General features: G+C 59.1%; 20 protein-coding genes. 8 read left to right on the top strand and 12 right to left on the bottom strand.

Translation table 11 applies throughout. The annotated features are described in order from the left end of the window. Positions 1–34: 34 nt before the first annotated feature. From B0E33_RS15850 to B0E33_RS15840, 3 genes are all read right to left on the bottom strand, one after another. On the bottom strand, positions 35–2,701 hold the full coding sequence (locus B0E33_RS15850; protein WP_077291726.1) for a TRAP transporter large permease subunit: 2,667 nt from the start codon (positions 2,699–2,701) through the stop codon (positions 35–37). Between the two features lie 21 nt (positions 2,702–2,722). After that, complete coding sequence (locus B0E33_RS15845; protein ID WP_023003617.1) at positions 2,723–3,757, bottom strand: TRAP transporter small permease subunit; 1,035 nt, start codon at positions 3,755–3,757, stop codon at positions 2,723–2,725. Between the two features lie 75 nt (positions 3,758–3,832). Further along, on the bottom strand, positions 3,833–4,933 hold the full coding sequence (locus tag B0E33_RS15840) for a TRAP transporter substrate-binding protein (protein ID WP_077291725.1): 1,101 nt from the start codon (positions 4,931–4,933) through the stop codon (positions 3,833–3,835). Between the two features lie 189 nt (positions 4,934–5,122). On the opposite strand from B0E33_RS15840, the gene B0E33_RS15835 reads away from it, so the two are divergent. The 3 genes from B0E33_RS15835 to B0E33_RS15825 all read left to right on the top strand — a co-directional run bounded on the left by B0E33_RS15835 (position 5,123) and on the right by B0E33_RS15825 (position 8,001). After that, a complete protein-coding gene (locus tag B0E33_RS15835; protein WP_077291724.1) occupies positions 5,123–6,484 on the top strand; it encodes a cache domain-containing protein in 1,362 nt (453 codons plus the stop codon). Between the two features lie 7 nt (positions 6,485–6,491). Beyond that, a complete protein-coding gene (locus B0E33_RS15830; RefSeq protein ID WP_077293367.1) occupies positions 6,492–7,160 on the top strand; it encodes a response regulator in 669 nt (222 codons plus the stop codon). 82 nt (positions 7,161–7,242) lie between these two features. Beyond that, positions 7,243–8,001, top strand: coding sequence for a gamma-glutamyl-gamma-aminobutyrate hydrolase family protein (locus tag B0E33_RS15825; protein ID WP_023003626.1), 759 nt, complete (start codon positions 7,243–7,245; stop codon positions 7,999–8,001). Here the strand turns inward: B0E33_RS15825 and B0E33_RS15820 are convergent, their stop codons facing one another. After that, complete coding sequence (locus tag B0E33_RS15820) at positions 8,002–9,912, bottom strand: HoxN/HupN/NixA family nickel/cobalt transporter (RefSeq protein ID WP_077291723.1); 1,911 nt, start codon at positions 9,910–9,912, stop codon at positions 8,002–8,004. 249 nt (positions 9,913–10,161) lie between these two features. On the opposite strand from B0E33_RS15820, the gene B0E33_RS15815 reads away from it, so the two are divergent. Then, positions 10,162–11,235: a Glu/Leu/Phe/Val dehydrogenase dimerization domain-containing protein gene (locus B0E33_RS15815; protein WP_077291722.1), complete on the top strand. Its 1,074-nt coding sequence runs from the start codon at positions 10,162–10,164 to the stop codon at positions 11,233–11,235. A 137-nt stretch (positions 11,236–11,372) separates the two neighbouring features. On the opposite strand, the gene B0E33_RS15810 is transcribed toward B0E33_RS15815, so the two are convergent. The 5 genes from B0E33_RS15810 to B0E33_RS15790 all read right to left on the bottom strand — a co-directional run bounded on the left by B0E33_RS15810 (position 11,373) and on the right by B0E33_RS15790 (position 15,722). Beyond that, complete coding sequence (locus B0E33_RS15810; protein WP_023003632.1) at positions 11,373–11,912, bottom strand: TetR/AcrR family transcriptional regulator; 540 nt, start codon at positions 11,910–11,912, stop codon at positions 11,373–11,375. A gap of 196 nt (positions 11,913–12,108) precedes the next feature. Beyond that, entirely contained in the window at positions 12,109–13,008 is a 900-nt protein-coding gene (locus tag B0E33_RS15805) for a LysR family transcriptional regulator (RefSeq protein ID WP_077291721.1), read from the bottom strand. Between the two features lie 98 nt (positions 13,009–13,106). Further along, entirely contained in the window at positions 13,107–13,607 is a 501-nt protein-coding gene (locus B0E33_RS15800; RefSeq protein WP_077291720.1) for a DUF2937 family protein, read from the bottom strand. A 36-nt stretch (positions 13,608–13,643) separates the two neighbouring features. Then, positions 13,644–14,621 carry a WD40 repeat domain-containing protein gene (locus B0E33_RS15795; RefSeq protein ID WP_077291719.1) on the bottom strand — a complete coding sequence of 326 codons (978 nt, stop codon included), beginning with the start codon at positions 14,619–14,621 and terminating at the stop codon, positions 13,644–13,646. A gap of 12 nt (positions 14,622–14,633) precedes the next feature. Further along, entirely contained in the window at positions 14,634–15,722 is a 1,089-nt protein-coding gene (locus B0E33_RS15790; protein ID WP_031270558.1) for a CobW family GTP-binding protein, read from the bottom strand. 230 nt (positions 15,723–15,952) lie between these two features. Between B0E33_RS15790 and B0E33_RS15785 the strand changes: the two genes are divergently transcribed. From B0E33_RS15785 to B0E33_RS15770, 4 genes are all read left to right on the top strand, one after another. Next, a complete protein-coding gene (locus B0E33_RS15785; RefSeq protein ID WP_077293365.1) occupies positions 15,953–17,134 on the top strand; it encodes a pyridoxal phosphate-dependent aminotransferase in 1,182 nt (393 codons plus the stop codon). Between the two features lie 151 nt (positions 17,135–17,285). After that, a complete protein-coding gene (locus B0E33_RS15780; RefSeq protein WP_077291718.1) occupies positions 17,286–19,457 on the top strand; it encodes a diguanylate cyclase in 2,172 nt (723 codons plus the stop codon). Between the two features lie 274 nt (positions 19,458–19,731). Further along, the gene (locus B0E33_RS15775; RefSeq protein WP_208993452.1) at positions 19,732–20,172 is read left to right on the top strand and encodes a universal stress protein; all 441 of its coding nucleotides are present in this window, start codon (positions 19,732–19,734) and stop codon (positions 20,170–20,172) included. Between the two features lie 29 nt (positions 20,173–20,201). After that, positions 20,202–21,830 (top strand): BCCT family transporter, encoded by a 1,629-nt coding sequence (locus B0E33_RS15770; protein ID WP_077291717.1) that lies wholly within the window; start codon positions 20,202–20,204, stop codon positions 21,828–21,830. 225 nt (positions 21,831–22,055) lie between these two features. Here the strand turns inward: B0E33_RS15770 and B0E33_RS15765 are convergent, their stop codons facing one another. The 3 genes from B0E33_RS15765 to B0E33_RS15755 all read right to left on the bottom strand — a co-directional run bounded on the left by B0E33_RS15765 (position 22,056) and on the right by B0E33_RS15755 (position 24,548). Further along, entirely contained in the window at positions 22,056–23,147 is a 1,092-nt protein-coding gene (locus B0E33_RS15765; RefSeq protein ID WP_055661151.1) for a LacI family DNA-binding transcriptional regulator, read from the bottom strand. Between the two features lie 115 nt (positions 23,148–23,262). Then, entirely contained in the window at positions 23,263–23,799 is a 537-nt protein-coding gene (locus B0E33_RS15760) for an OmpA family protein (RefSeq protein WP_023003655.1), read from the bottom strand. 104 nt (positions 23,800–23,903) lie between these two features. Then, the gene (locus B0E33_RS15755; protein WP_077291716.1) at positions 23,904–24,548 is read right to left on the bottom strand and encodes a L,D-transpeptidase family protein; all 645 of its coding nucleotides are present in this window, start codon (positions 24,546–24,548) and stop codon (positions 23,904–23,906) included. Between the last annotated feature and the right edge of the window lie 58 nt (positions 24,549–24,606).

Below are 24,606 nucleotides of genomic sequence, written 5' to 3'. Positions count from 1 at the left end.
CAGCCCTTTTTGCATCTTGGAAAGCTTCTGAAGATCAGAAGCTCAGGGAAATATCCCGATGCCCGGACAGACATCCGGCAACATCCAGAGCCATATCCGTCGTCAAACGGTTCTGGGCTCTCACACCGATATTGGCAGCCACGGCGTCATCGAAGGTTTCCAGCTGCGGCAGGATTTCCTCGGCCCCTTTGCGGCGCCAGGCAAGATCCGCATCCAGAGCGGCAATCGACTTGTCGATTTCAGCAACAGCTTCTTCCGCGTTCGGCTGACGGCTGCGCATGATCTTGCGGGCTTCGTTCAGGCCATCGCGGATATCGCTCGTGCCTTCCGCATCTCCAACCCGTGAACGCATGGCCGAAATCGCTTCTTCGGCCGCTTTCGGATCAAGCGTCGGCACTTCTGCCTTCAGGGCTTCGAGTTCCGGTTTGAAGCTTGCAACAAGATCAGCACCGTTGAGGATAGCCTTCAGCTCCGCGATCGGCTCGTAAGCCTGATCGACAGTCCGACGATAGGTCATCCGGGCCACATCCTCTGCCTTCTGGATCTTGGCAAAGGTTGTGTAGGTATCCTGCCAATCGGACGGGATCTGAGCCATCAGGGCTTCATGTCGGGCTTTCAGCTCGTCGATGCGAGCCTGAGCACGCTCACCTTGTGCAGCCGTGTAGATGCCGGTTTCTCCCGACCGGTCAACGATGACCTGAAGGTCGGCGATCCGGTCATCAAGACGGCGGGCATCGCGTTCGATGGCACGAACCTGTGTGTGCACCGGCTTGTAGGCACCCGCTGCTGCTGCTACTTCAGCTTCAGCCTGATGGATTGCCTCCATCTGCGGCATGGCTTCCTTCGCCTTTTCCAGACCGTCCATGACATCATCGCGCAGATCTTCCGGCAGATAGCTCATGTCGATGGATTCGACCGACTGGATTGCCGACAGGATCTTGTCGCCGTTCTGCTGGAAGTCCTCGTAGATGAGGGTCTCCATGCAGTACTGCAGACGCGGGTTCTTCGGCGGAGGAGCTGTCTCGGACAGCAGCGACGAGCGGTTCGGCAGATAGTTCACAAGCTGCGGATAGAGCCCGACGATGCCGAGTGCCAGCAACTGCAGGCAGATGAACGCAACCACGCCCTTGTACATGTCCAGCGTCTTGACCACGGCCGGTGCAACGCCGCGCAGATAGAACAGCGCGAAGCCGAAGGGCGGTGTCAGGAACGAGGTCTGGATGTTGAGACCGATCATCACGCCAAGCCACACGGCGGTGACGTTTGCTTCCGGATCGGCAAGCAGGATCGGTGCAACGATCGGCACCACCACAACGGCGATCTCGATGAAATCGAGGAAGAAGCCGAGGATGAAGATCACAAGCATCACGATCAGGAACTGAGCCCAGAACCCGCCCGGCAGGCCTTGCAGGAAGTTCTTGACCAGCTCTTCCCCGCCGAAGGCACGGAAGGCAGAAGTCAGCATGGCAGCGCCGAGAAGAATGATGAACACAAGCGCGGTGGTCTTGGCGGTTTCCACCATCACTCCGCGCATGGTGTCTTCGAACTTCAGCGTACGCCAACCGGACCAAAGGATCGCGATCAGCAGTAGCGAAACGGCGATGATAGCCAGCACCAGGGCGAGAACATCGTCGCTGGTCTGGATCAGCTTGATATTGACCGAGCCGAAGAAACTGACAACCACGGCCAGCCCCAGCAAGGCCAGAATGGCCAGGATCGCCGGGCTGTAGGCTCCGCGCTTGCCATCACGAAGGCGATAACCGGCCATGACCATCGCTCCGACGGCACCGATGGCGCCGGCCTGGTTCACGGTAGCGACACCGGCAATGATCGAGCCAAGCACCAGGAAGATCAGGGCCAGCGGCGGCACCAGGGTCAGGACCACCTTGCCTGCGAACGCACGCGTGAAGGTGCCTTCTTCATGGACTGCCGGTGCCGACTTCGGATTCAACAGCGCGAAACCCAGAATGAACAGCATGTAGAGGCCAACCAGGACAAGACCCGGCAGGAAGGCACCCAGGAACATTTCGCCGGCACTGGTCGACACGACAGAGTAGTCCGACGGCATCGACAGCTCGCCGGTGCTCGCCTTGTAAAGTGTCTGGCGCAGAGAACCGGCCTGATCGACCGCGCTGGCAAGCTGGTCGGCCAGAATAATCAGAACGATCGACGGCGGAATGATCTGTCCCAGTGTCCCGGAAGCGGCAATCGTTCCCGTAGCCAGCGGCACCGAATACTTGTTGCGCAGCATGGCCGGCAGCGAGATCAGGCCCATGGCGACAACGGTTGCGCCGACGATGCCTGTGGTGGCTGCCAGAAGAGCCCCCACGAACACCACGGAGATACCGAGACCACCCGGCACCGGGCCGAACAGCCGTGCCATCGTCACCAGCAGGTCTTCAGCGATCTTGGACCGTTGAAGCATGATGCCCATGAAGACGAACAGCGGAATGGCTATGAGCGTATCTCGCTCGGCCTCCCAGTAGATGCCACGGAAGTTCGTCACCCCCGCGCTGAGCCACTGGCTTGGGCCACCGTGAGAGAAATACGCGCCGGGGTCGCCGGCAAACAGGTAACCCGATCCGGCAGCGATGCCGATGGTCAGGATGGCCGATCCGGGGAGCGCGAAGGCGACGGGGAAACCCGACCCAAGCGCAATCGCCATCAGGACGACCAGGAGAAGAAGGAAGAAAAGTTCCATATCAAGCGGTCTCGTCAGGCTCTATTGAACAGTGTGGCTGTCATGATCCCGGCCACCCGGTTCGCCGCGAATATCGGCAACCGCGTCCAGGAAATAGGCCACGAACTGGATCATCATGGAAACGGCGAACACGCCCAGGAAACCCGCCATGAGATATTTCACGTAAAGACCGAAGCCGGCCTGCGTGGTCTCATAGGTCAGGATCGGACTGTTGATGATGTTCTGCTTGCCGCCCATGCCGATGACCAGGATGACGGTACAAAGGCTGATGCCGAGCACAACGGAACCGACCGCGTTGACGATGCCCTTGGCTCTCGAGGACAGGCCCGCATAGAAGATGTCGACCCGAACATGCCCTTCTTCAAGCAGCGTGTAGGCACTGGCGAACAGGAACAGCGCCGCGTACCAGAACCGCACGAGATCAGCGAGGAAAGCCTGCTCGTAGGAGAAGACGAAACGGCCGATCACGATCATCAGTTCGGCGGCAACCACCAGAAGCGCAAGCCAGGTGAAGCCGAGCGTGCGGGTGAAGGCTGCGATCACGAATGAAAGCGCGATCAGCGGCATGTGCACATAAGGGCCCCGGAACTGCGATTTGCCGAGATCGTCGGCAAGCGCCTGCCCGACGACATCGGGCAGAAAGCCCTCGATGCGCAGGAACGAGATCGCGCTGTCGACCAACCCGACGATCAGCACCGCGAAGAAGCAGGCCCTGATGAGATAGGCGTTGATGTTGGTGATCCGGACGCTGTCTTCACGCAGCGTGTTTCCGTTCGTCCGCACATAGCCGAAGGCCAACAGGACAAACGCCGCATAGAGCGCCAATTGCAACCAGGACCAGAGAATCGGCATGGATCCATTGGCCGCGCCACCGAAGATGGGCGCAATGCCTGGAAGGTCTTGCCAATAGGTCAGGTAGTTGTTGAGCAGAAACGCCGTCATGATCGCCAATACGATCCAGCCGCACAGGCGGAAGAAGCGGGCGCTCTCCGGCGAGGCTTTACCACCGGAATTCATAACAGGCGAGCCGTCTTGAACATTGTCCAAGGCCGTCATCGTGGCTGTGCCTTTTTATCTTTGTCTAAGAAGAAGGGACGGGATTTCTCCCGCCCCTTTTATTTGCTCAACCGATTACTTCGGAATGCCGAGGTAACGGTTACGCTTGTTGCTGTAGGCAATGTCGGCGATCGCCATGTAGCTGCCGATTTCCTGACGTGCGTTGATGACGCTCTCGAAGATCTTCTTGGACAGCGGGGAATGATCCATCGCTTCTTCCAGAACTTCCTGAGCGGCTTCACCGAAGCTGTCGTAGATCTCGTCGGAGAATTCACGCAGCTCAACGCCGTGCTCGTTGATCAGGCGGGTCAGGTACTTACCGTTGTTGGCGTTGGTTTCAGCCATCGTGTTGGAGTTTTCTTCCGCACACGCTGCAACGATGATCTGCTGATCGACCTTGTCGAGGCTATCCCAGAATGCCTTGTTCATGCCCAGAGCAAGCATGGCGCCCGGCTCGTGCATGCCCGGATAGTAGTAGTACTTGGCAGCTTCGTAGAACTTCATGAAGTAGTCGTTGAACGGACCAACCCACTCGGTTGCATCGATCGCGCCGGAAACAAGGTTTTCGTAGATCTGGCCACCCGGCAGGGACACCGGAGACGCGCCGAGTTTCGCCATGACGTCGCCGCCCTGACCCGGAATACGCATCTTCAGACCCTTAAGGTCGTCAGCGGTTTCGATTTCCTTGTTGAACCAGCCGCCCATCTGGACACCGGTATTGCCCATGGCGAAGTTCTTCAGGCCGAATTCACCAGCCAGCTCATCCCACAGTTCCTGGCCGCCGCCGTACTTGATCCAGGCGTCCATTTCAGCCTGGGTCAGACCGAACGGCACGGCAGTGAATGCTGCCCAGCCCGGATGCTTGCCTTTCCAGTAGTAATCGGCGCCGATATAGGCCTGCGCGTTACCGGAAGCGACTTCGTCGAAGGAGTCAAAGGCACCAACGCGTTCGCCAGCGGCGAAATACTGAACGTTGAGGCGGCCTGCGGTCAGCTCTGCAATACGGGCTGCGAGGCGCTGTGCCGGAATACCGAGACCCGGAAAGTCGCGCGGCCATGTGGACACGATGACCATTTCCTTGGTGCCCTGCGCAATTGCCGGAGCAGCCAGCAAGGATCCAGCGGCAACACCGCCGGCACCAATACCAGCCTTTTTGATAAACGAACGACGATCCATTAGTTTCCTCCCTAATCGGACCCGATTTCGGACCGGGTACACACTTGCACCGATCTCGAGGTATGTCTAGTTGACCGAGTGTCTGAAGCGCTATTCGTGGTTCTGCGCAGCTTCTCAGTAATACTACCGAGAACCACGCAAGAGAGATAATCGTTTGCCGCATGTTCGCGCAACAAGAGAGCAAAATTCGTGACCTTCAAGACCAAATTGCTGCTCATCACGATCCTGCCATTGATCGCCGTCTCCGTACTCATCGGTGCGGCCACGTACTATCAGTCTCGGGAACTGATCAACACGCAGACCCAGGCAGTGGAACAGCGCATCCTGTCCTCCAAGCGCCAGGAAATCCGGAACTACGTCAGTCTTGCTCTCACCTCGATCGAGCAGATCTACAAGGAAGAACCGGGAGGTCGCAAAGCAGCGCAGCAAAAGGTCAAGATGATCCTGCAGCATCTGACCTTCGACTACGACGGCTATTTCTTCGTTTACACGCTCGACGGTACCAACCTGGTCCATCCCAAGCTGCCGCACCTGGTGGGGGGAAACTGGTGGCAGCTCCAGGATGACAACGGCGACTACGTCATCCGCAACCTGATCGAGGCGGCCCAGAACGGCGGCGGCTTCCACCAGTATGTCTGGCACAAGCCCTCGACAGGCACGGTCGAGGAAAAGCTCGGCTACGCAATCCTGCTCGACAAGTGGGGCTGGATGCTTGGCACCGGCCTTTACACCGATGACATCGCCCGCGAGGTCACCGCGATCCGCACCGACTTTGCCCGCTCCATCCGCCAGACACTGTTCGTCACCTTCATGATCACGCTTGCGGCCATCGTCATTGCGGGTTTCCTCATCGCCGGTGTGCGGTTCTCCGAACAGCGCTTTGCGGACACCAAGCTGAAGGAACTGACCAACAGGATCTTCCAGGTGCAGGAACAGGAGCGCAAACGCGTTTCCACCGAACTGCACGACAGTATTTCCCAACTTCTGGTGTCCGTGCGCTATGGCGTCGAAATGATCCATAGCGAGGCCAACCGGGATCCGGATCTTCAGGTGCAGGCAGCCAAATGCCTCAAGACACTGGATGGAACCATTGCCGAGGTCCGGCGGATATCGCGAGATCTCAGACCCAGTGTCCTTGATGACATGGGCCTTGCGGCGGCGCTCGGCAGTCTCGGCAAGGAGTTCCAGAACCAGTCGGGCATCACCGTCAACGTTCAGGCGGAGCAATGCCACGCCCGCTTGTCGGAAGGTGCCAAGACCGCCCTCTACCGTGTGGTTCAGGAATGCATGACCAATGTAGCGCGCCATTCCCACGCCAGCGAGGTCGCGATTTCCCTCAAGGTCGGCATGCAGCAGCTTGTTCTCTCGGTGGAAGACAACGGCGTCGGCCTCCCTCGCCCGCTGCCGAAATCCGGCGGCCTCGGCTTCCGCAACATGCGCGAGCGGATCGAGACCTACGGCGGCCGGTTAACCCTGAGCAGACGAGCTTCCGGCGGAACCCGTATTAAAGTCCAGATGCCGCTCGACAATGCGGCGGCAAAAGCGGCATGATGCAAAGATGACAGTGCATTCACCTTCACCCCGGTCATTTACCAGGCCCATCCGCGTTCTTCTGGCAGACGACCATGAGCTGGTACGGGACGGTATCCGGGCCCGGCTGCAAAAGGTGGCCGAACTGGAAGTGGTCGGTGAAGCGACAAACGGCCGCGATGCCTTGGCTCTCGCACGAGACCTGCGCCCCGACGTTCTCCTGATGGATGTCTCCATGCCGGTCATGAACGGGCTGGAAGCGGCGACGCAGATGCGCAAGACGCTGCCTGAAATCGCGGTGCTGATCCTGTCGGTCTACGACAACCCGGAGTATGTGCGCGGCGTCGTTCAGGCAGGTGCCCGCGGCTACATCCTGAAGGATATCTCCGCAGCCGAAATGATTACCGCGATCACCAGTGTTGCCAATGGCGGGTACTATTTCTCCTCCGCGGTCGGCCCGACGCTGGTTGGTGCCGGCACATCCGCACCGGTGGAAGACCCATACGGGCTGACTGATCGGGAGCGCCAGGTGCTGACAGCCATTGCCAAAGGCCAGCCCAACAAGGAAGTCGCCAAGGAACTGGGTATCAGCGTGCGCACCGTCGAATCCCACCGCCTGAACCTGCGGGAAAAGGTCGGCAACAAGAATGCCGCTCAGCTCTACAAGGTCGCGCAGGATCTGGGATTGCTGGACTGATCCGGCTCGGCTAAATCTGTTTGGGTCCACACCCTGGCCAAACACTTCCGGAGACATGGGTCTCCCATCTGACAGGCATGAAATGACCAAACCACTTGTCCTGGTAACCGCCGATGTGAAAACCATCGAGGGCTACAACTGGCACGCCGCGACCTCAACCTATCTGCAGGCCGTGCTGAAAGGCTCCGATGCCATCCCGATGATCCTGCCGTCCCTGGGGGCGGATCTGGATCTGGATGCGGCTCTGGACCAGGTCGACGGCGTTTTGGCGACCGGTTCCCGATCCAACGTCAATCCGGAACTTTATGGCGAAGTGCCAACGGAAGAGAACGGTCCATACGATCCGTCCCGCGATTCCACGACACTGCCGCTGCTCAAGCGCGCCGTCGAACGCGGCATTCCCGTCTTTGCCATCTGCCGCGGCATGCAGGAATTGAATGTTGCCCTTGGCGGTACGCTGCTGACCGAGATCCAGTCCCTTGAAGGTCGCGCCGATCACCGCGCGCCGACATCAGAACGGCAGGACGAACGTTTCCGGATTGCCCATCCGGTGGAAGTCGCCGAAGGCAGCTGTCTGGCCACCGTTGTCGGCAGCGAGCCTTTCGAGGTGAATTCACTCCACCGCCAGGCTGTCGGCAGGCTGGGCAATGGCATGATCACGGAAGCGGAAGCTGAAGACGGGACCATCGAAGCGGCCTCCGTCAAGGATAGTGCCGGCTACGTCCTCGCGACACAGTGGCACCCGGAATACTGGGTGTCGACGGACGGCCCGTCGAAGAAGCTGTTTGCCGCCTTCGGTGATGCCGTCCGGGCCTACCGCGTCAAACGCCTGGGTTTGTAATCAGCCCCAGCCGAGAGTTGCGATCAGCAACGTGAGACCCAGCAGGAAGACGATGGCTGCCCCGACGATTTCGATCGTCCGGTGAACCTTCACCGCCATCGGACTGCCTTCGCCGAAAAGCCGCACGGCAAGTTCCTTGGCCCCGACTGCCATGCCTGCAAGCAGCGAGACGGTTATACCGGTGCCAACCGCCATCGCCAGGGTGGAAGCGATGCCGGCGGCGATCATGCCTTGCGAAAGAGCAAAGACCAGCACCACCAGCGCACCGGTACAGGGCCGAAGACCAACTGCAAAAATGATCGACACGGCCCGGGCAAGGGTGATCTTGCCCTGAAGCATGTCCGGCGTCGGGGCATGGGCATGACCGCATGTGGTGCACACGCCATCTGCACCGATCTCGTGATGGTGATGGTCATGGTGGTGATGATCGTGACCATGATGATGGTGGCCATCGTGACTGTGGCCATGACCGTGATGACCGGCCGCCGAAGCGCCCGCGAGCGCGAGTTGCGAGCCTGACAGACGGGGCGCCACATTCATGGCCAGCGGACGAAGGGCTTTCTGCCACAACAGCCAGCCGCCCAGACCGGTGATCAGCACATAAGATCCGATCTCGAACCACCGCGCCGTATCCTGTATCGCGATGCTGGTGAGATTGAAAACGACGGCCAGACCTCCAACCAGAAGGATCGCGGTCACCGCCTGTGCGAATGCCGAGGCAAAGGAGAGATAAATACCCTTGCGAAGGGTCTCGTTGTTGGCAACCACATAGGACGTGATGATGGCCTTGCCATGCCCAGGCCCTGCGGCATGGAAGATGCCATACGCGAAGGAAAGCCCCATCAGCAGCCAGGCCGCATGCGGATTGTTGCGGAAGGCCCTGAGACTGGCGACCAGCGCCTGGTAGAATTCCTTCTGCTTGACTGCAATTGTCCCGAAAACAGTATCGAGGAAACCCGCCTTAGGCGCGGCAACCGCTTCTTCTGAAGCCTTCGCCGTATCGAGTGCAGCCGTAATTGCGGCGGCAGCATCGGCGGGCGAGCTGGCAGCAGTGTCCGTGGACGTGGTTTCGGGCGTTGCGGCTTCCGAAGTTCCGGACGAGGAGCTCGCGGCGGCCATTGCATCACCACAGGCAACCAGCATCTGATTGACCTGCGAGGCGGCAGCGGACTGAAGCTCGGGCGGCAGGTCACGCTGGTCTGCACCGATCTGTGCAAGTGCATAGGCTTCGGCATCATCCAGCGGCGGCGGTTCCTTGCGGCTCACACGGCAAGTGCCCGGTGCGTTTTCCGTTCCCAGCGCATCGTCCCCCGCACCAAAGCGGAAATCGACGTAATAGGTCGGGTCGTAAACGTCGAGCGTGATCAGGCTCTTGGTATCGCTAGGCTGTTTGAACGGCAACGTGAAATGCAGTTCCAGCAGGTTCACATCCTCCGGCATGGAGCCGCCATTCATGCGGACATCTTCCTCCATGGCCTCAAAGTCCTCGGGTTTCATCACCCAGTAGTCCTTGAGGGGAACCTTGACCACTTCCAGCCAGTAATCCGTCGGGTCATCGAAATCGAATTCGACCCGGCTATTGTCACCGAACGTGAAATAGCCGTAATCGGCCATGCTCTCCACATTGACCTTTGCCAGTTCACTCAGCTCTTCACGCGAATAGTGACCGTCGCCATCCTTGTCGAAGCCCTGGATGGCGAAAGCGGAAAACGCATCATCGAAACGAAACACGTGCTGAAGCGCAATCGCCTGTCCGGCATCGTCGAAAACCAGCTTGCTTCGTGCCTCGACAAAGACATGCGGGTGCGCACTGGCTCCGGCAAGAGCAGCCAACAGAAAACCCAGACCCAACAGGAAACGGCGAGAGGCCGCAGGAAGAACCTTGGCTCGAAAGGTGGAAAGCAAGCGCAACGGGATCACCCACTGATCAGATGTAATATGTTTACATGACACGCAGTGCGTTGTTTGACCAGAGAAGACGGCAGGAAGATGACCGCGACAATTTCGCGGCGCAAAACGCCCGAGGAACAATTTTCACCCATAGAAATCAAATGAGGAATGTTTCAACTCATCCAACGTTCAAACTTAGGAGAAAAAAGACAATATTCCCGGGATGCAGCCTAAAATATTCACAACAATAACCACTGCACCGAGCCAGCCATGAACGCCTTGCATAAACCAGTTCACCACAGTGCCGTTTTCGATCATCCGGAGATGGGCGATCACGAAGACATCGTTTTCGTCCAGGACAAGGCCACCGGCCTGAAGGCAATCATCGCCGTCCACGACACCACGCTCGGCCCGGCACTTGGCGGCTGCCGCGTCTGGCCCTACGAGAACCCGGCGGATGCGCTGACGGATGCCCTGCGCCTGTCCCGCGGCATGACGTACAAGAACTCTCTGGCAGGCCTTGATCTCGGCGGCGGCAAGGCCGTCATCATTGCCGACCCCCGCAAGGACAAGTCCGAAGCCCTGATGGAGGCATTCGGCCGCCATGTGGAGCGCCTGTCCGGCACCTACATCACCGCAGAAGACGTTGGCGTGTCGCCAGACGACATGGAAGCCGTTGCCCGCCAGACCGCCCATGTGCGCGGCACCAAGGCAACCGGCCTCGGCGACCCGTCGCCCTATACGGCTCTCGGTGTCTTCGAAGGTATCAAGGCGTCCGCAAAATTTGTCTACGGCAGCAGCGACCTTTCCGGAAAGACTGTCTCCGTGCAGGGACTGGGCCACGTGGGGCATGACGTTGCCCGCCAGCTTCACGAAGCCGGTGCAAGGCTCATTGTTTCCGACATTCATGCACCGGCTGTGCTGCGTGCCATCGATGCGTTCGGAGCCACAGCGGTTGATCCGGCCGAAGCTCATATGGTGGAGGCGGATATCTTCGTTCCCTGCGCGCTCGGCGCAGGCCTCAATGCTCGCACCGTTCCGCAAATCCAGGCGAAGATCGTTGCAGGGGCTGCCAACAACCAGCTGCAGACGCCGGCGGACGGCGAGGCCCTGAAGAAACGCGGCATCCTCTACGCTCCCGACTACGCGATCAATGCCGGCGGCGTGATCTCCATTGCCCTGGCAACAGCGGACAGCGGCGACAAGCTGGTGCGTGAAAAGACGATCGCCATCGGCGAAACCCTGGCAACGATTTTCGAGCGGGCCGCCCGCGAAGGCAGCACCCCGGAACGCGTGGCCGACACAATGGCGGAAGAGCGTCTGGCTAAAGCGAAGTCGGCCTGATTAAAACTTTCACGACAAACGGAAACGGCGGCCTTGAGCCGCCGTTTTTTTGCTTTGCCTGTTTCCGGTTGTCGGGCCTGCATACGGTCGGCAGAAGAAGAAAGCACCGCAACAGTGCACCTGATTTAATGCTCAGGTCAGGAAAGCTGGCTTTCGTTGGCTGCCTTGAACATCTGCCTCACAAGGTTCTTCGCGTCCTCAACGGCTCTTTCCCCCATTTCCGCATAACAGGCGGTGACGCCTTCATGCAGGAGGTAAAGACGCGAGGCGAAACTTTCCTGCCCGCTCAATTCGCCGAAGAAACGCAGAAGCTCGCCTTTGTGGCGCTTGACCATCGCCGCTATTTCGGTGCTGCCGGGATTTGCTGCAAGCGCCTGGCGGAACAGACACTCCTTGCCCGCCGTCATGCGCATCCAGCCTCCCAGCTTGTCAAAAAGCTGAACGGCGGCCTCAAGCCCGGGCGACGTCACACCTTCGCGAACATAGGAGAGATAGCGCCGATGCCGGTATTCAAGGGCGCCCAGCACCATCGCCTCGCGCGAGGGAAAATGACGGTAAAGCGTGCGCATACTGACACCTGCCCCGGCCCTGAGTTCGGGAACGCTCGGCTCGGCGAAACCCCGGCTCCAGAAAACCTCTTCCAGGCGAGCGGCAATATGTTCCTGCGCGTTTTCCATGAGTAAACCTTGGGATTTATACATCGGCTTTTCAAGGAAAACCTTCACCGAAACTTATTGTAAGTAATTTCCCTTAAATAACCATAGATAGAAATTTACAGATTACATTCATTTAACCAAGAAAAACGAAACGGAAAATAAAATCCGAAAACGTATTCTCAAAGGAATGGGAAATAGCTGAACCAGCTAAAAAAAATCAGCAGTCGTTTTGACCTGACGAATACCATTCGACCAGAAAATCAACAAAGGCGCGCACCTTTGCGCTCAAGTGCCGGCGGTGCGGATAAACTGCATGAATACCGCGCATCGGCTCCTCATAGGCCTCCAGTAGCGTAACCAGTTTGCCGTCGCGGATATCTTTGGACACAAAAAACAGCGGCGTACGAAGGAAACCGAGGTTACATAACGCCGCTTCGCGCGCTGCGGCAGCGCTGTTGACTTCCAGCGGGCCCTTCACTGCCACCGACGAACGCTCTCCATTCGTGTAGAAGGCCCAGTTCTGCTTGAAGCGGTAGTTCGTATCGATGATGCAAGGCCGTGTGGAAAGATCGGCGGGCACATTCGGCGCCCCATAGGCCTCGATCGCTTCAGGCGTGGCGCATACCACGGTGCGAAAGGGAGCAATCTTGCGGGCGATCAGGCTGGAATCTTCTAGTTGGGTGACCCGGACCGCAAGATCGAAACCTTCTTCCACGAGATCGACGAAGCGGTCTTCCAGCCTGAGGTCCAGATTGATTTCCGGATACTTCACCAGAAAATGCATCATGGCCTGGTTCAGCAGGTCGTCGCCCATCGAACGGGGAGCCGAAACACGCAAACGCCCACGGACTTCCTGGTGCGAGGACTGAACCGAGGCTTGCAGATCATCGATCCGCTGCAGGATTTCGGCAGCTTCCTTGTAATAGGCTTCGCCGACTTCGGTGAGCGACACCTGACGGGTGGTCCTGTTCAACAGACGCACGCCCAGTTCGTCTTCCAGCTCGCCGACATATTTCGAGACCAGCGCCTTGGAACGCCCCATTTCACGGGCCGCTGCGGAAAATCCGTTTGAATCGACAACTTGAATGAAGCAGCGCATCCGCGTGATTGCGTCCATCCGGCATCCTTCCCGTTGGGGCCATTCCAGAAACCCTGCTTAGCGTATTTTCCGGCGGCCGGTCAAAGGCTTCGCCAAAGGCCGGCCTGGCGGGGCGTTTAGGGACGGGCAGGTCTGGTGCGGCGCCCAAGGCGCGCGGCGCCGATCAGCAGGCGCATGACAAGGAGCCCGCCAAGTGCACCGAAACCTGCACTGGCAAAGCCGGCCGGCGTAACCGGAACGGCGGGCTCGTAGTCTTCGGCCGTTGCCTGCGCCAGGGTTGGGTCGAAGCCGCGCGCAAAGATGATCATGCGATCCAGCGGCCCGGCCGTTTCCAGCTCTTCCCTCTGCAGTTTTAGCCTGCTCAAGCGGATTTCGGCGTTCAGCATGCTGTCGCCGCGCGCTCTGATAAAGGGATCTTCCGAGGATTTCTGACGCGCTATGGCTTCTGCCGACGTCAGTCCGTAACGAGCGGCGTCACGATTGAAATCGGCCAGAATTTCCTCCAGAGCGTCGATGGCCCCACCAAGTCGCTGACGATATTGCTGCGTGAACTCCGGCAACTGGGACGTCGCGGTTCCACTCAGCAACATGACAATCAGCATCATGATACGTGCCATCTCGTGTCAGGATCTCCCTTTCCAGGTTACGGCCCGTCAGTCCTGCAGACTGATGATCCCGGCTTCCGCGGTTTCCGTTCCGAAGACCAGCCGAACACCATCGGCATCCCAGGCCATTGTAGACACCGGCCCCAGGCCCGGACGCCGCAGCAGCACCTCGGCATTGTCCTCGAACCGGCACATCAGGATCATGCCGTCTTGGTAGCCGACAGCAACGACATCCTCCTTCGGATGGCAGGCAACGGCGCTGACCAGGTTGTCACCCCTTGTGCCCAGCTGCAGCGGTGTCTGCCCCATCGGCCCGGTTTTGCCGAAGAACGGCCAGAGGATGGCGGCATTGGCACCGGAGGTCGCCAGATATCGCCCCTTGACCGACCAGCTGAACGACTTGACCTTGGCCGGGTAGCCGGTCATGCGCATGTCCTGGCTGTCCGACAGGCGCCAGCCGTGCAAAGCGTTTTCCTGCATGGCGGTAACAACATACTTGCCGTCGGGCGAAAAGCTCACGCCCAGATGCGCGCCATTCCAGCTGAGTTCGACCGGTGCGCCGTCCGTGCCGGCCCACCAAAGCGTCGCTCCATCGTAGCGTCCGACCGCCAGCCGCATGCCCTTGGGCGCGAAGGCAAGACCGCCGACGGCCCGTTCATGCGCAAATTCTTTTTCGCGCCCGTCCGCGAACCGCACCCAGGCGGTGCGGCCGCTGGCAAAGGCAAGCGCACCGGACGGTCCGGCAGCGATCAGGTCGATCCACTTGCGCGGCCGTTCAGCAACGCATTCGCTCGATCCGTCCGCCGCACTCAGGAAGATGCAGCCGTCGTCACCCGATGTGATCAGCCCCTTGCCGTCGATTGTCGGCTCGGCAGCCAGAAGCCCGGCCTTGTGCGGCTTCAGTTTCGTTTCACCCTGTCCGGACAGGACGATGTCGCCTTCTCCGGACGCAAAAAAGGCCGTTTCTTTCAGATAGCCGGCGCGGACGACGAAGCCGTCCACCTCCACGGGAGCAACTGTCGGCAAGTCTCTTCTTCCTTATTGCGCGGCGCAGGCCTGGAAACTGTCTCTCAGGACATCCCAGTTGAGATCGCGTCCGATGAAGACCAGGCGGCTTTCTCGCGGCTCATCCTCTTTCCAGTCGCGCTGATGATCGCCTTCCACGATCATGTGCACCCCCTGGATGACATAGCGCTGCGGATCCCCCTTGAAGGCAATGATGCCCTTCAGGCGCAGAATGTTTGGGCCTTGAACCTGCGTGACCTGGTTGATCCAGGGAAAGAACATGTTGGGATCAAGGTCGCCTGCCTTAAGGGAAATGCTCTTCACCGAATGGGGATCCTCATCGTGGTGATGATGGTGATGCCCATGTCCATGATCGTGTCCATGGTCATGATGATGGTCGTGGCCGTGATGATGGTGGTCATGGTCGCAGTCCGGACCGCATTCGTCGGCGTGATGACCATGCTCGAGGAAATGCGGATCGAGCGACAGGATCCTGTCGAGATCGAACGCCCCCCGATCCAGCACCTTGGCGATCTCGATGCCGCAACGCTCACTCCGGTGGAGCACGGCATACGGATTGATCGAACGGATACGCGCCTCGACGGTGGCAAGCTCTTCGCCCGAGACGAGATCGGTCTTGTTGATCAGGATGACGTCGGCAAAGGCGATCTGATCTTCGGCCTCTTCGGTGTCTTCCAGACGCTGCAGCACGTGGCGGGCATCGACAACGGCCACAACCGCGTCGAGTTTCGCGGCAGCACGCACATCGTCGTCCATGAAGAAGGTCTGTGCGACCGGAGCCGGATCGGCAACACCGGTGGTTTCGACGATGATCGCGTCAAAGGCATTCTTGCGCTTCATCAGGTTCTGCACAGTGCGGATCAGGTCACCGCGCACGGTGCAGCAGATGCAGCCGTTGTTCATTTCGAAGATTTCTTCGTCGGATTCCACGAGCAGATCGTTATCGATACCGACTTCGCCGAACTCGTTGACGATGACCGCGTAACGCTGACCGTGGTTTTCGGTCAGGATCCGGTTGAGAAGTGTGGTCTTGCCGGCACCCAGATACCCCGTCAAAACGGTAACGGGGATCTGTGCCTGGCTGTCCTGGGTCGCAGTCATTGCGCGCTTTCCTGGCAGAAGATAAAGGGTCGCCCGCCGGTCGGCGGGCCGCTTGGGCGCGAATATAAGCATTTCACCTCCGTATTGGGAGGGCGGTACGGAAATTTCCCTTTTCCCGGCATACCTGTGGACACTCGCCCGAACGCTTTGACCGTTCTTCAGCCTTTTCAAATCCTTGTCCACCGCATTAACGTCGGCTCGAGGAAGCGCGCAAAGGCATGGAGACCAAAATGCTGCACACGATTGGCGGATTTGACCGGATTGGCGAGGAAAACGCATTCGCCGTGCTGGCACGGGCAACGGAACTTGCCGCACAAGGCCGCGACATCATCAACCTGGGCATCGGTCAGCCGGACTTCAAAACGCCGGATCACATCGTTGAAGCGGCCATCAAGGCCCTGCGCGACGGTCAGCACGGTTACACGCCCGCAACCGGCATTGCCCCGTTGCGCGAAGCAGTCTCCGCCGACCTTCTGAAACGTCACGGAGTGGAGACTGACCCGGGCAACATTCTGATCGTTCCCGGTGGCAAGGTCACCATGTTCATGGCCATCTTGATGTTCGGCGAACCGGGAAGTGAAATTCTCTATCCCGATCCGGGCTTCCCGATCTACCGCTCGATGATCGAGTTCACCGGCGCCCGGCCCGTGCCGGTTCCGATCCGCGAGGAAAACGACTTTGCCTTTTCTGCCGAAGAGACGCTGTCGCTGATCACCGACAAGACCCGTCTGCTGATCCTGAATTCGCCGGCGAACCCCACCGGCGGCGTCACCCCCCGCGATGAAATTGAAAAGCTCGTCGCCGGGTTGGAACGCTTTCCTGATGTAGCCGTCATGTCCGACGAAATCTATTCGCAGATGACCTATGATGGCATGGAGCACGTCTCCCTGCTGGGGTTCCCGTCGCTGCGCGACAGGCTCATCCTGCTCGACGGCTGGTCGAAGACCTATGCCATGACCGGCTGGCGGATGGGTTTTTCCCTCTGGCCTGAAGGCCTGATCGACAAGGCGCGCAAGCTCGCGGTCAACGCGTGGTCCTGTGTCAACGCCCCCGCCCAGTTCGGCGCTCTTGCAGCGCTTACCGGACCGCAAACCGCAGTGGCGGACATGGTTCGGGAATTCGACGGCCGGCGAAAGGTGACCGTTGACGGCCTGAACGCCATCGAGGGCATTTCCTGCCGCGTTCCGCTTGGTGCCTTTTATGCCTTTCCGAATATCAAGCAGACCGGCTGGAAGGCCAAGGCACTTGCATCCGCCCTCTTGGAAGAAACCGGCGTTGCGACCATCGGGGGCCCCGACTTTGGTGTATTGGGCGAAGGCTACATCAGATTGTCTTACGCGAATTCCACAGACAACATACGCGATGCCCTGGGACGGATAGAAAAATTCCTGAACGAAAACCGCAAGAACTGAGCACTTGGCATAAATACTGATCGCTAGACCTGACCAAGGTTAACATGCGTATTTTCTTCAAGGAGTCTTCCGTTACGTATCCCTTTTATTAAACTTTTATTGTCTTGAATGACACCGCGGCCCGCACAAAGGTCGGACAATGGGGACGGAAATGACCAAGAACATCACTTTGGATCTTGAACAGACGTTCGGCGATTTGAACGAATGTGTCCTCGTGACCAACCCCGAACGCACCATCGTTTTCGTAAACAAGGCTATGTCCAAACTGCTGAAGGTGGATCGCGAAAAGGTCGTCGGCACGACAACGAAACGGTTCTTCGCCGATCCGAACCAGTTCGCCCAGATGGCGGAACTCTACCAATCGCCAACGGATCACCGGAACCGCAAGGCCTATTCAATCGATCTGGCACTCGAAGACGGGTCGACCGTATCCGTCGAGGTTGTCAGCGCACCGCTGTTCGATACAGATCACACATTGACCGGCATCCTGTTTATCGCGCGGGATCAGGCGGAACGAAAGGCGCTGGAAAGCAAACTGAGCGACATCGCCTTGACGCTTGAAGATGCTCTGGACGCGATTTCGGAAGGCTTCGCACTCTACGACAAGGATGACCGGCTGGTTATCTGCAACGACAATTATCGCGAGATCTATGCCCATTCGGCACCGGCCATGTTCCCCGGCAATCGTTTCGAGGACATCCTGCGGTTCGGCCTAAACCGCAAGCAATACGAGACGGGCGGCAAGACGGACGACGAATGGTTGGCGGAGCGCCTCGATCGGCATCAGGCCGGCGATGGCTCGATCCTGGAGCAAAACCTCAGTGACGGCCGCTGGCTGCGCATTTCGGAAACCCGCACCCGCGCCGGCGGCATCGCCGGCATCCGGTTCGACATCACGGAACTCAAACACGCTCAGGCCAAGGCGGAAAACGCTTACAAGAACCTTTCGCTCATGGCCGACAACATTGTCGCCAGCGTCACCGAGGTCGATCTGGAGGGCAGATGCGTCTTCATCAACAAGACCGCGTGTGACTGGTTCAACGAAAAACCGGAAACTCTCATCGGCACCCGGCTTCGTGACCGCTTGCCCTGGAAGGAACGCGAAGCCGTTCGCACGATCTTCGAGGAAGCGATGAGCGGTGAGAAGGTTTCATCGGAAGTCAGCTTCCATTTTCCCGACGGCATTTTGCGCGAATGCCTGATGAGCTGTAACCCGCGCTTCGGCGATGATGGTGCCGTTGAAGCTATCGTGGTTCTGATATCCGATATAACCGACCGGAAGAAAACGGAACGTACGTTGGCCGAACTTTATGCCATCACTTCGACCCGCGAGCTCGGCCACGAAGACAAGATTGCCGAAATCCTGCGTCTGGGGACCGAACATTTCGAGGTTCCCTTTGGCATTATCAGTCACGTGATTGACGACCACTACACGATCACACACGCCCAGAGCCCGGAAGGAGAACTCGTTCCGGGCACTTCGTTCCCGTTGCAGGACACCTATTGTCTGTTGACGCTGAGGTCCGAAGAGCCGATCGCGACCGCAAATGCCGCGAGCTCGGAGTTCGCCAGGCATCCCTGCCACGAGATCTTCAAGTTGGAGACGTATATCGGCGCCCCGATTCTCGTGGATGGTGAAGTTCATGGGACAATCAACTTCACCGCCCCGGACGTGCGCAAAAGGGCATTTTCCCCGTCGGATCTTCAGATCGTGCGTCAGTTCGCGGACTGGGTCGGACATGAGATCGCCCGCCAGCGCGATCACCAGGCCCTGATGAACGCCAAGATCAACCTGGAGCGGGTCGCCAGCATCGACGACCTGACCCAGATCCTGAACCGCCGCGCTTTCCTGGAACGGGCCAATACAGAAGTGCAGCGCTTCCGCCGCACAAAACGCCCCTTCACGGCTGTGATGATGGACATCGACAAGTTCAAGCAGATCAACGATCTGTACGGCCATGCCACCGGCGACGAGGTTTTGAAAAAATTTTCCGATACCGTCAGCAGCGCCCTGCGTGCTGTCGACATCTTCGGCCGGGTCGGCGGCGAAGAGTTCTGCATGATCCTGCACAACGCCGAAATCGAAGATGCCATGCTGGTGTGTGAACGCCTGCGGGTGAAGATTATCGAGGAATGCCAGCTCGACATCGTCAAACAGACGGTCACCTGCAGCATGGGCCTTGCCACCGTCGCTCGCGAAGATCTGGAATTTTCGACCCTCATGCAAAAGGCCGACACGGCGCTTTATGAGGCAAAGGCGACGGGCCGCAACAAATGCGTTGCCCACAAGAGTTCGAATCCGGAACACGCTCCGGCCCTCTGACCGGCCTAGACCGTCTGGCCTGCTCGCGGCCACGTTCGACACGCGATGCCGTAGCGTTTTCCCGGCTTCCCGCGCAAAATTGCGCGCTAATTCAAACCCAACGCGCCAATATGTCGCATCGGGACGTATTCTTGCCGTTCTTTTGACGCCGCCCTCCGTATATGCAACAGTAGTGTAATCGTAGCGGAGCGGGACAAGACGACATTACACTAGAATGCAATACTGAAGCGGACCCTCCGCGCAAGGACCTCTACGGCTTGAATCTTGTATATTCTTGCCTGAACAGATCTTGGAGGGACATTTGTTCACAAAAATACTAGTTCCGATTGACCTCAGTCATGCGGATAAACTTGAAAAAGCCATCGCAACGGGTGCTTATATAGCAAAAACCAATAGTATTCCCGTGGTATTTGCGGCGGTAACTTCAAACACCCCAAGCGCCCTTGCCCACACTCCGGACGAGTTTCGGGAAAAGCTGGCTGCCTACGCTGCCGCAGAAGGGCAGAAACACGGAATCACCGCTTCCGGTCATGCCGTTTTCTCTCACGATCCGGCTGTCGACCTGGAAAACGCGATTCTGAAGGCTGTTCACGATACCGGTGCGGACCTCGTGGTCATGGCAACGCACATCCCGCACGTGCCGGATCACTTCTGGCCGTCGAACGGTGGACGCGTCGCGAGCCATGCAGATGTTTCCGTCTTCCTCGTGAGATAACCCGTTTCCCGAACAAAAGGAGCGCTCCCATGAGCGACAATCAAGGCATTCCGGATCCGGAAGGCGCCGCCAATCTCATCGACACCGAATACGAGATTGGCCAGGACAACATCGAAACTTCTGTCGGCCCTTTCAGCCTCGACATCCACAATCCGGTTTTCCTGGTCTCTGGCCTGACCATCGTTGCCTTCGTCTTTCTGACCCTTGCCTTTCAGACCGAAGTCGGCCCGATGTTCGATCATCTGCGCAAGTGGCTGACATCGAACCTCGACTGGTTCTTCATCATCTCCGGCAACGTCTTCGTCCTCGTCTGCCTGGCGCTGATCGTCACTCCCCTCGGCAACGTCCGCATCGGCGGCAAGGACGCCGAACCCGACTATACCTACTTCGGCTGGTTCGCCATGCTGTTCGCCGCCGGCATGGGCATTGGCCTGATGTTCTTCGGCGTTCTGGAACCGGTCTATCACATGGCCTTTTCCGAGCCGATCGGTGTGCCAAAGCCCTTCGACGCCGACGGCAATATCATTCCGGAAAATGTCGCGGCCGCGAAGGCCATGGGCATGGCCGCAACCATCTTCCACTGGGGCCTGCACCCCTGGGCGATCTACGCCGTGGTTGCACTCGCTCTTGCGATCTTCTCCTTCAACAAGGGCCTGCCGCTGACCATGCGCTCGGTGTTCTACCCGATTTTCGGTGAGCGCACCTGGGGCTGGCCGGGCCATGTCATCGATATCCTGGCCGTGTTCGCGACCCTGTTCGGTCTCGCGACCTCACTTGGCTTTGGCGCCCAGCAGGCAAATGCGGGTCTCGATTTCGTCTTCGGCATTCCTGTCAGCACCACGGCACAGGTCGTGTTGATCATCGGCATCACCGGCGTTGCGCTGGTCTCGGTTCTGCGTGGTCTCGACGGCGGCGTGAAGGTTCTGTCGGAAATCAACATGCTGATTGCGGCTCTGCTGCTTGTGTTCGTGATTGCCGCTGGTCCGACCGCAACGCTGGTCTCCGACTTCTTCGCCAACATTATTGCCTACGGCAGGGAAATCGTGCCGCTGTCGATGCCGTTCGGCCGCGAGGACGACAGCTTCCGCCAGGGGTGGACATCGTTCTACTGGGCCTGGTGGATTTCCTGGTCGCCGTTTGTCGGCATGTTCATTGCACGCGTCAGCCGTGGCCGCACTGTTCGGGAGTTCATCGTCTGCGTCCTGATCATTCCGACCATCGTGTCCGTAATCTGGATGACAGCGTTCGGCGGCACCGCCATCGAACAGGTCCTGGCCAGCAACGACAGCCAAGTGCATGAATACGTGATCGCGAGCTACAGCCCTGAACTGTCGCTGTTCGGCATGCTTGCCGATCTGCCGATGGCATCGATCACCTCGTTCATCGCCATCATTCTGGTCATCGTGTTCTTCGTCACCTCCTCGGACTCCGGCTCTCTGGTGATCGACACGATCACGGCAGGTGGCAAGGTCGATGCGCCGGTGCCGCAGCGCGTGTTCTGGTGCACCTTCGAAGGTCTGGTCGCCATCGCGCTTCTGCTTGGCGGGGGCCTGGGAGCCCTGCAGGCAATGGCGGTCTCGACCGGATTCCCCTTCACGATCGTGCTGTTGCTGGCCTGCTACGCCATCTTCAAGGGTCTGGCGGACGAGCCGCGCTGACCTGAAACAGCAGGAACACCTGGAACGGGCGGCTCTGGCCGCCCGTTTTTGCATCCGAACATGACGAGCCACGTTGCAGTCATCGCGGACAGGCGAAGCGCGAGCCGGTTTCAGGGAACCGCCGCCTAGAAATTTTTTGGATTGTTCCAGACCCGCGCGAGGCGAGGGTCGACAGGATGATCTGACGGCCTCTTAAAAGCAGGCTGCGACCGCCAGCCGACTTGTCTAGTCGGCCAGCTTGGGGGCCAGTCGCACGCCGGGAGGCGGCGAGCTTTCACGGATCCGCACATCGGGTTCGATCACGATGGGCGTATTGGGCACGCGGTCACCCGCGATCTGGCGCAGCAGGGTCAGTGCTGCCAACCGCCCGATCTTGTCCGGCTGGGCTGACACCGTCGTCAGCGCGGGCGTACGCGCATCGGCGCCGTCGATATCGTCGTAACCGGTAATCGCCATGTCCGGCCCCGGCTCGATCCCCGCTCGCCGGAACGTGGTCATCATTCCAAGGGCGACGAGATCGTTGAAGCCGACGATGGCTGTGGGGCGATGTTCGGCTTCCAGGATCTTCGGCACTGCGGCCCGGCCATCGGCCTGAGTCATCAGCTCAGGCAGGTCAAGCTGGCTCGCGGGATCGATCCCCGCTTCTTCCAGCGCCTTGCGCCAGCCCGCATTGCGGTAGCGGCCGGTCGAGCTGCCACGGCGACCGCCAACCATGGCGATGTCCTTGTGCCCCTGTTTGATCAGGTGCTTGGTGATCTGATAGGTGCCGGCAAGATCGTCACCGCGTACGCACGGTGCCCAGACCCCCGGAACCTCGCGCGCCACCAGCGTAACGGGTATCCCCTGGTCCACCAGCCTGTTGATCTCTTCGGCCGAGGTTCCGACCGAAGGACACAGGATCAATCCGTCCGCGCGGTGCTGCAGCAGCGTGTTGACGAACGCACGCTGGCGTTTGACGTCGTCGCGGTGGTTGCAGATGAAGATCATCTGCCCCTGCTCTTCCAGAACGTCCTCGAGCGCAGAAAAGACTTCGGCGAAGTAAGGGTTCAGGATGTCATGAACGGCAACGCCCACAATCTGGCTGCGGGCGGTTCTGAGAGAAGCCGCCGACCGGTTGTAAATATATCCGATCTCCTCCGCGGTCTGCTTGACCTTCGCCCTGGTTTCCTCGGCAACAAGCGGACTGTCCCGAAGCGCCAGCGACACGGTTGCCGTGGAAATACCGAGCTGGTCGGCAATGTGCCCGAGAGTGAGCCTTTTACCAGGCTTTTGCGGAAATTCCGGCTGGGAGGGAGGGGAACCGTTGTCTTCAGACATTCCTATTTCTCAATAACCGCAGCGGCGTTGGGAGAGACCGTTATAGCCCTCTCCCCTCTGGGTAAACAGGTTTTTCTGTTTTTCCGAAGTTTGGGATCGAAGCCCCTCACAAAGATCAGCGCCGTCCAGCGGGAGCGGAATCGTCGAATTCCTCACGTAGATTGACGACAACCCTGCGGTTCTGAGACTGACAGGTGACCTTGTCGCAATCCGTTACCGGACGCTCCACGCCATACCCCTTCACCCACATGCGCTTGGGATTGACCCCCAGCTTGACCAGTTCGGCCATGACCGCGTTCGCCCGTTGGGTCGACAATGTCTTCTGCGCAGCCTCGCTGCCCGGATCGTCGGCGTGGCCCTGAATCTTGACCAGCCACTTCTTGTTCGACTTCAGCCACTTGGCCTGATTTTCGATTGTGATGCGGGCCTCATCGGTGACCACAGCCGAGCCCTGGTCGAAATAGACCCGGCGACCGACATTGATGATGAATTCCTCTTCCGAACCCGACGAAATATTTCCGAAACCGGCGGCCGGTGCGTTGGTCACATCGGGTGACGACAATCCACCGGCGCTGTTGCAGCCGGCCACTCCAAATCCGATCATGAGCGCAAAGACTGCGCCCCGGCCGATCCGGCCAAATGTATTTTCCAAGGAAGCCCCCAAATCCTCTTTAAGTTTCCCCCTCGCCCGGCAGCCCTCAGCCCTTTCGACTGCAGCTCCGCCGGTCGATTGCAAATTGCTCCGGATGAACGGGCTCAGCCCGCTTTCTCTCCAAGATGCTCCAGCACCAGAACGCCGGTTCCCTTCGGGCAGCGCTGGTAAAGGTCGACAATGTCTTCCGGGAACATGCGCACGCAGCCACTCGACACATCATGGCCGATGCTCCAGGGCTCCAGCGTGCCGTGCAGCCGGTACCCGAGGTCGCTTCCATCCCGGTAGAGATACAAGGCCCGTGGCCCTAGTGGATTGTTGGCAGCTCCGCCTTCGACCATTCTTGGAAGATCCGGCTGCCGCTTCAGCATCTCCGGTGGCGGCACCCACCGCGGCCAAAGGGCCTTGCGGTCAATCCGGGCGCGGCCGAACCACTGGAAGCCTTCACGCCCGACGCCAACGCCATAACGAAGCGCGGTGTTGTTTTCCCATACCCAGTACAGGAAGTGATTGTTGGTATCGACCACCACAGTGCCGGGTGGCTCGTCACTGAAATACTTCACCATCTGCCGATGCCAGACGGGATCGATCTTCTTGAAGTTGGTTCTTCTGTATTGAAACCCGCTATCTTCCTGATAGCCACTGAAATAAGCGTTTGCAGCTGCATTGGCGTGCGCCACCTGCGGCAAGGCCAATGAGCCTGCCGTGGCTGCTGCCCCTGTCAAGAACCTGCGGCGGTTCAGCTCCATCCCACACCTCCCTTAAAGGCTGGCGATCCTTCCTGACCGGCGGTTGTTTTAACCCCGG

This window comes from Roseibium algicola, from assembly GCF_001999245.1.
Lineage (GTDB): Bacteria > Pseudomonadota > Alphaproteobacteria > Rhizobiales > Stappiaceae > Roseibium > Roseibium algicola.
The sequence above is the reverse complement of the archived record's forward strand: the minus strand, read 5'-3'. Positions and strand labels throughout refer to the sequence as shown.

Coding starts and splice junctions, on each gene's coding strand:
- B0E33_RS15840 (WP_077291725.1), bottom strand. CDS start 4,933: ATGGATCGTCGTTCGTTTATCAAAAAGGCTGGTATTGGTGCCGGCGGT.
- B0E33_RS15800 (WP_077291720.1), bottom strand. CDS start 13,607: ATGGCACGTATCATGATGCTGATTGTCATGTTGCTGAGTGGAACCGCG.
- B0E33_RS15810 (WP_023003632.1), bottom strand. CDS start 11,912: ATGGAAAACGCGCAGGAACATATTGCCGCTCGCCTGGAAGAGGTTTTC.
- B0E33_RS15770 (WP_077291717.1), top strand. CDS start 20,202: ATGAGCGACAATCAAGGCATTCCGGATCCGGAAGGCGCCGCCAATCTC.
- B0E33_RS15825 (WP_023003626.1), top strand. CDS start 7,243: ATGACCAAACCACTTGTCCTGGTAACCGCCGATGTGAAAACCATCGAG.
- B0E33_RS15850 (WP_077291726.1), bottom strand. CDS start 2,701: ATGGAACTTTTCTTCCTTCTTCTCCTGGTCGTCCTGATGGCGATTGCG.
- B0E33_RS15755 (WP_077291716.1), bottom strand. CDS start 24,548: ATGGAGCTGAACCGCCGCAGGTTCTTGACAGGGGCAGCAGCCACGGCA.
- B0E33_RS15845 (WP_023003617.1), bottom strand. CDS start 3,757: ATGACGGCCTTGGACAATGTTCAAGACGGCTCGCCTGTTATGAATTCC.
- B0E33_RS15785 (WP_077293365.1), top strand. CDS start 15,953: ATGCTGCACACGATTGGCGGATTTGACCGGATTGGCGAGGAAAACGCA.
- B0E33_RS15830 (WP_077293367.1), top strand. CDS start 6,492: ATGACAGTGCATTCACCTTCACCCCGGTCATTTACCAGGCCCATCCGC.
- B0E33_RS15765 (WP_055661151.1), bottom strand. CDS start 23,147: ATGTCTGAAGACAACGGTTCCCCTCCCTCCCAGCCGGAATTTCCGCAA.
- B0E33_RS15815 (WP_077291722.1), top strand. CDS start 10,162: ATGAACGCCTTGCATAAACCAGTTCACCACAGTGCCGTTTTCGATCAT.
- B0E33_RS15805 (WP_077291721.1), bottom strand. CDS start 13,008: ATGGACGCAATCACGCGGATGCGCTGCTTCATTCAAGTTGTCGATTCA.
- B0E33_RS15790 (WP_031270558.1), bottom strand. CDS start 15,722: ATGACTGCGACCCAGGACAGCCAGGCACAGATCCCCGTTACCGTTTTG.
- B0E33_RS15780 (WP_077291718.1), top strand. CDS start 17,286: ATGACCAAGAACATCACTTTGGATCTTGAACAGACGTTCGGCGATTTG.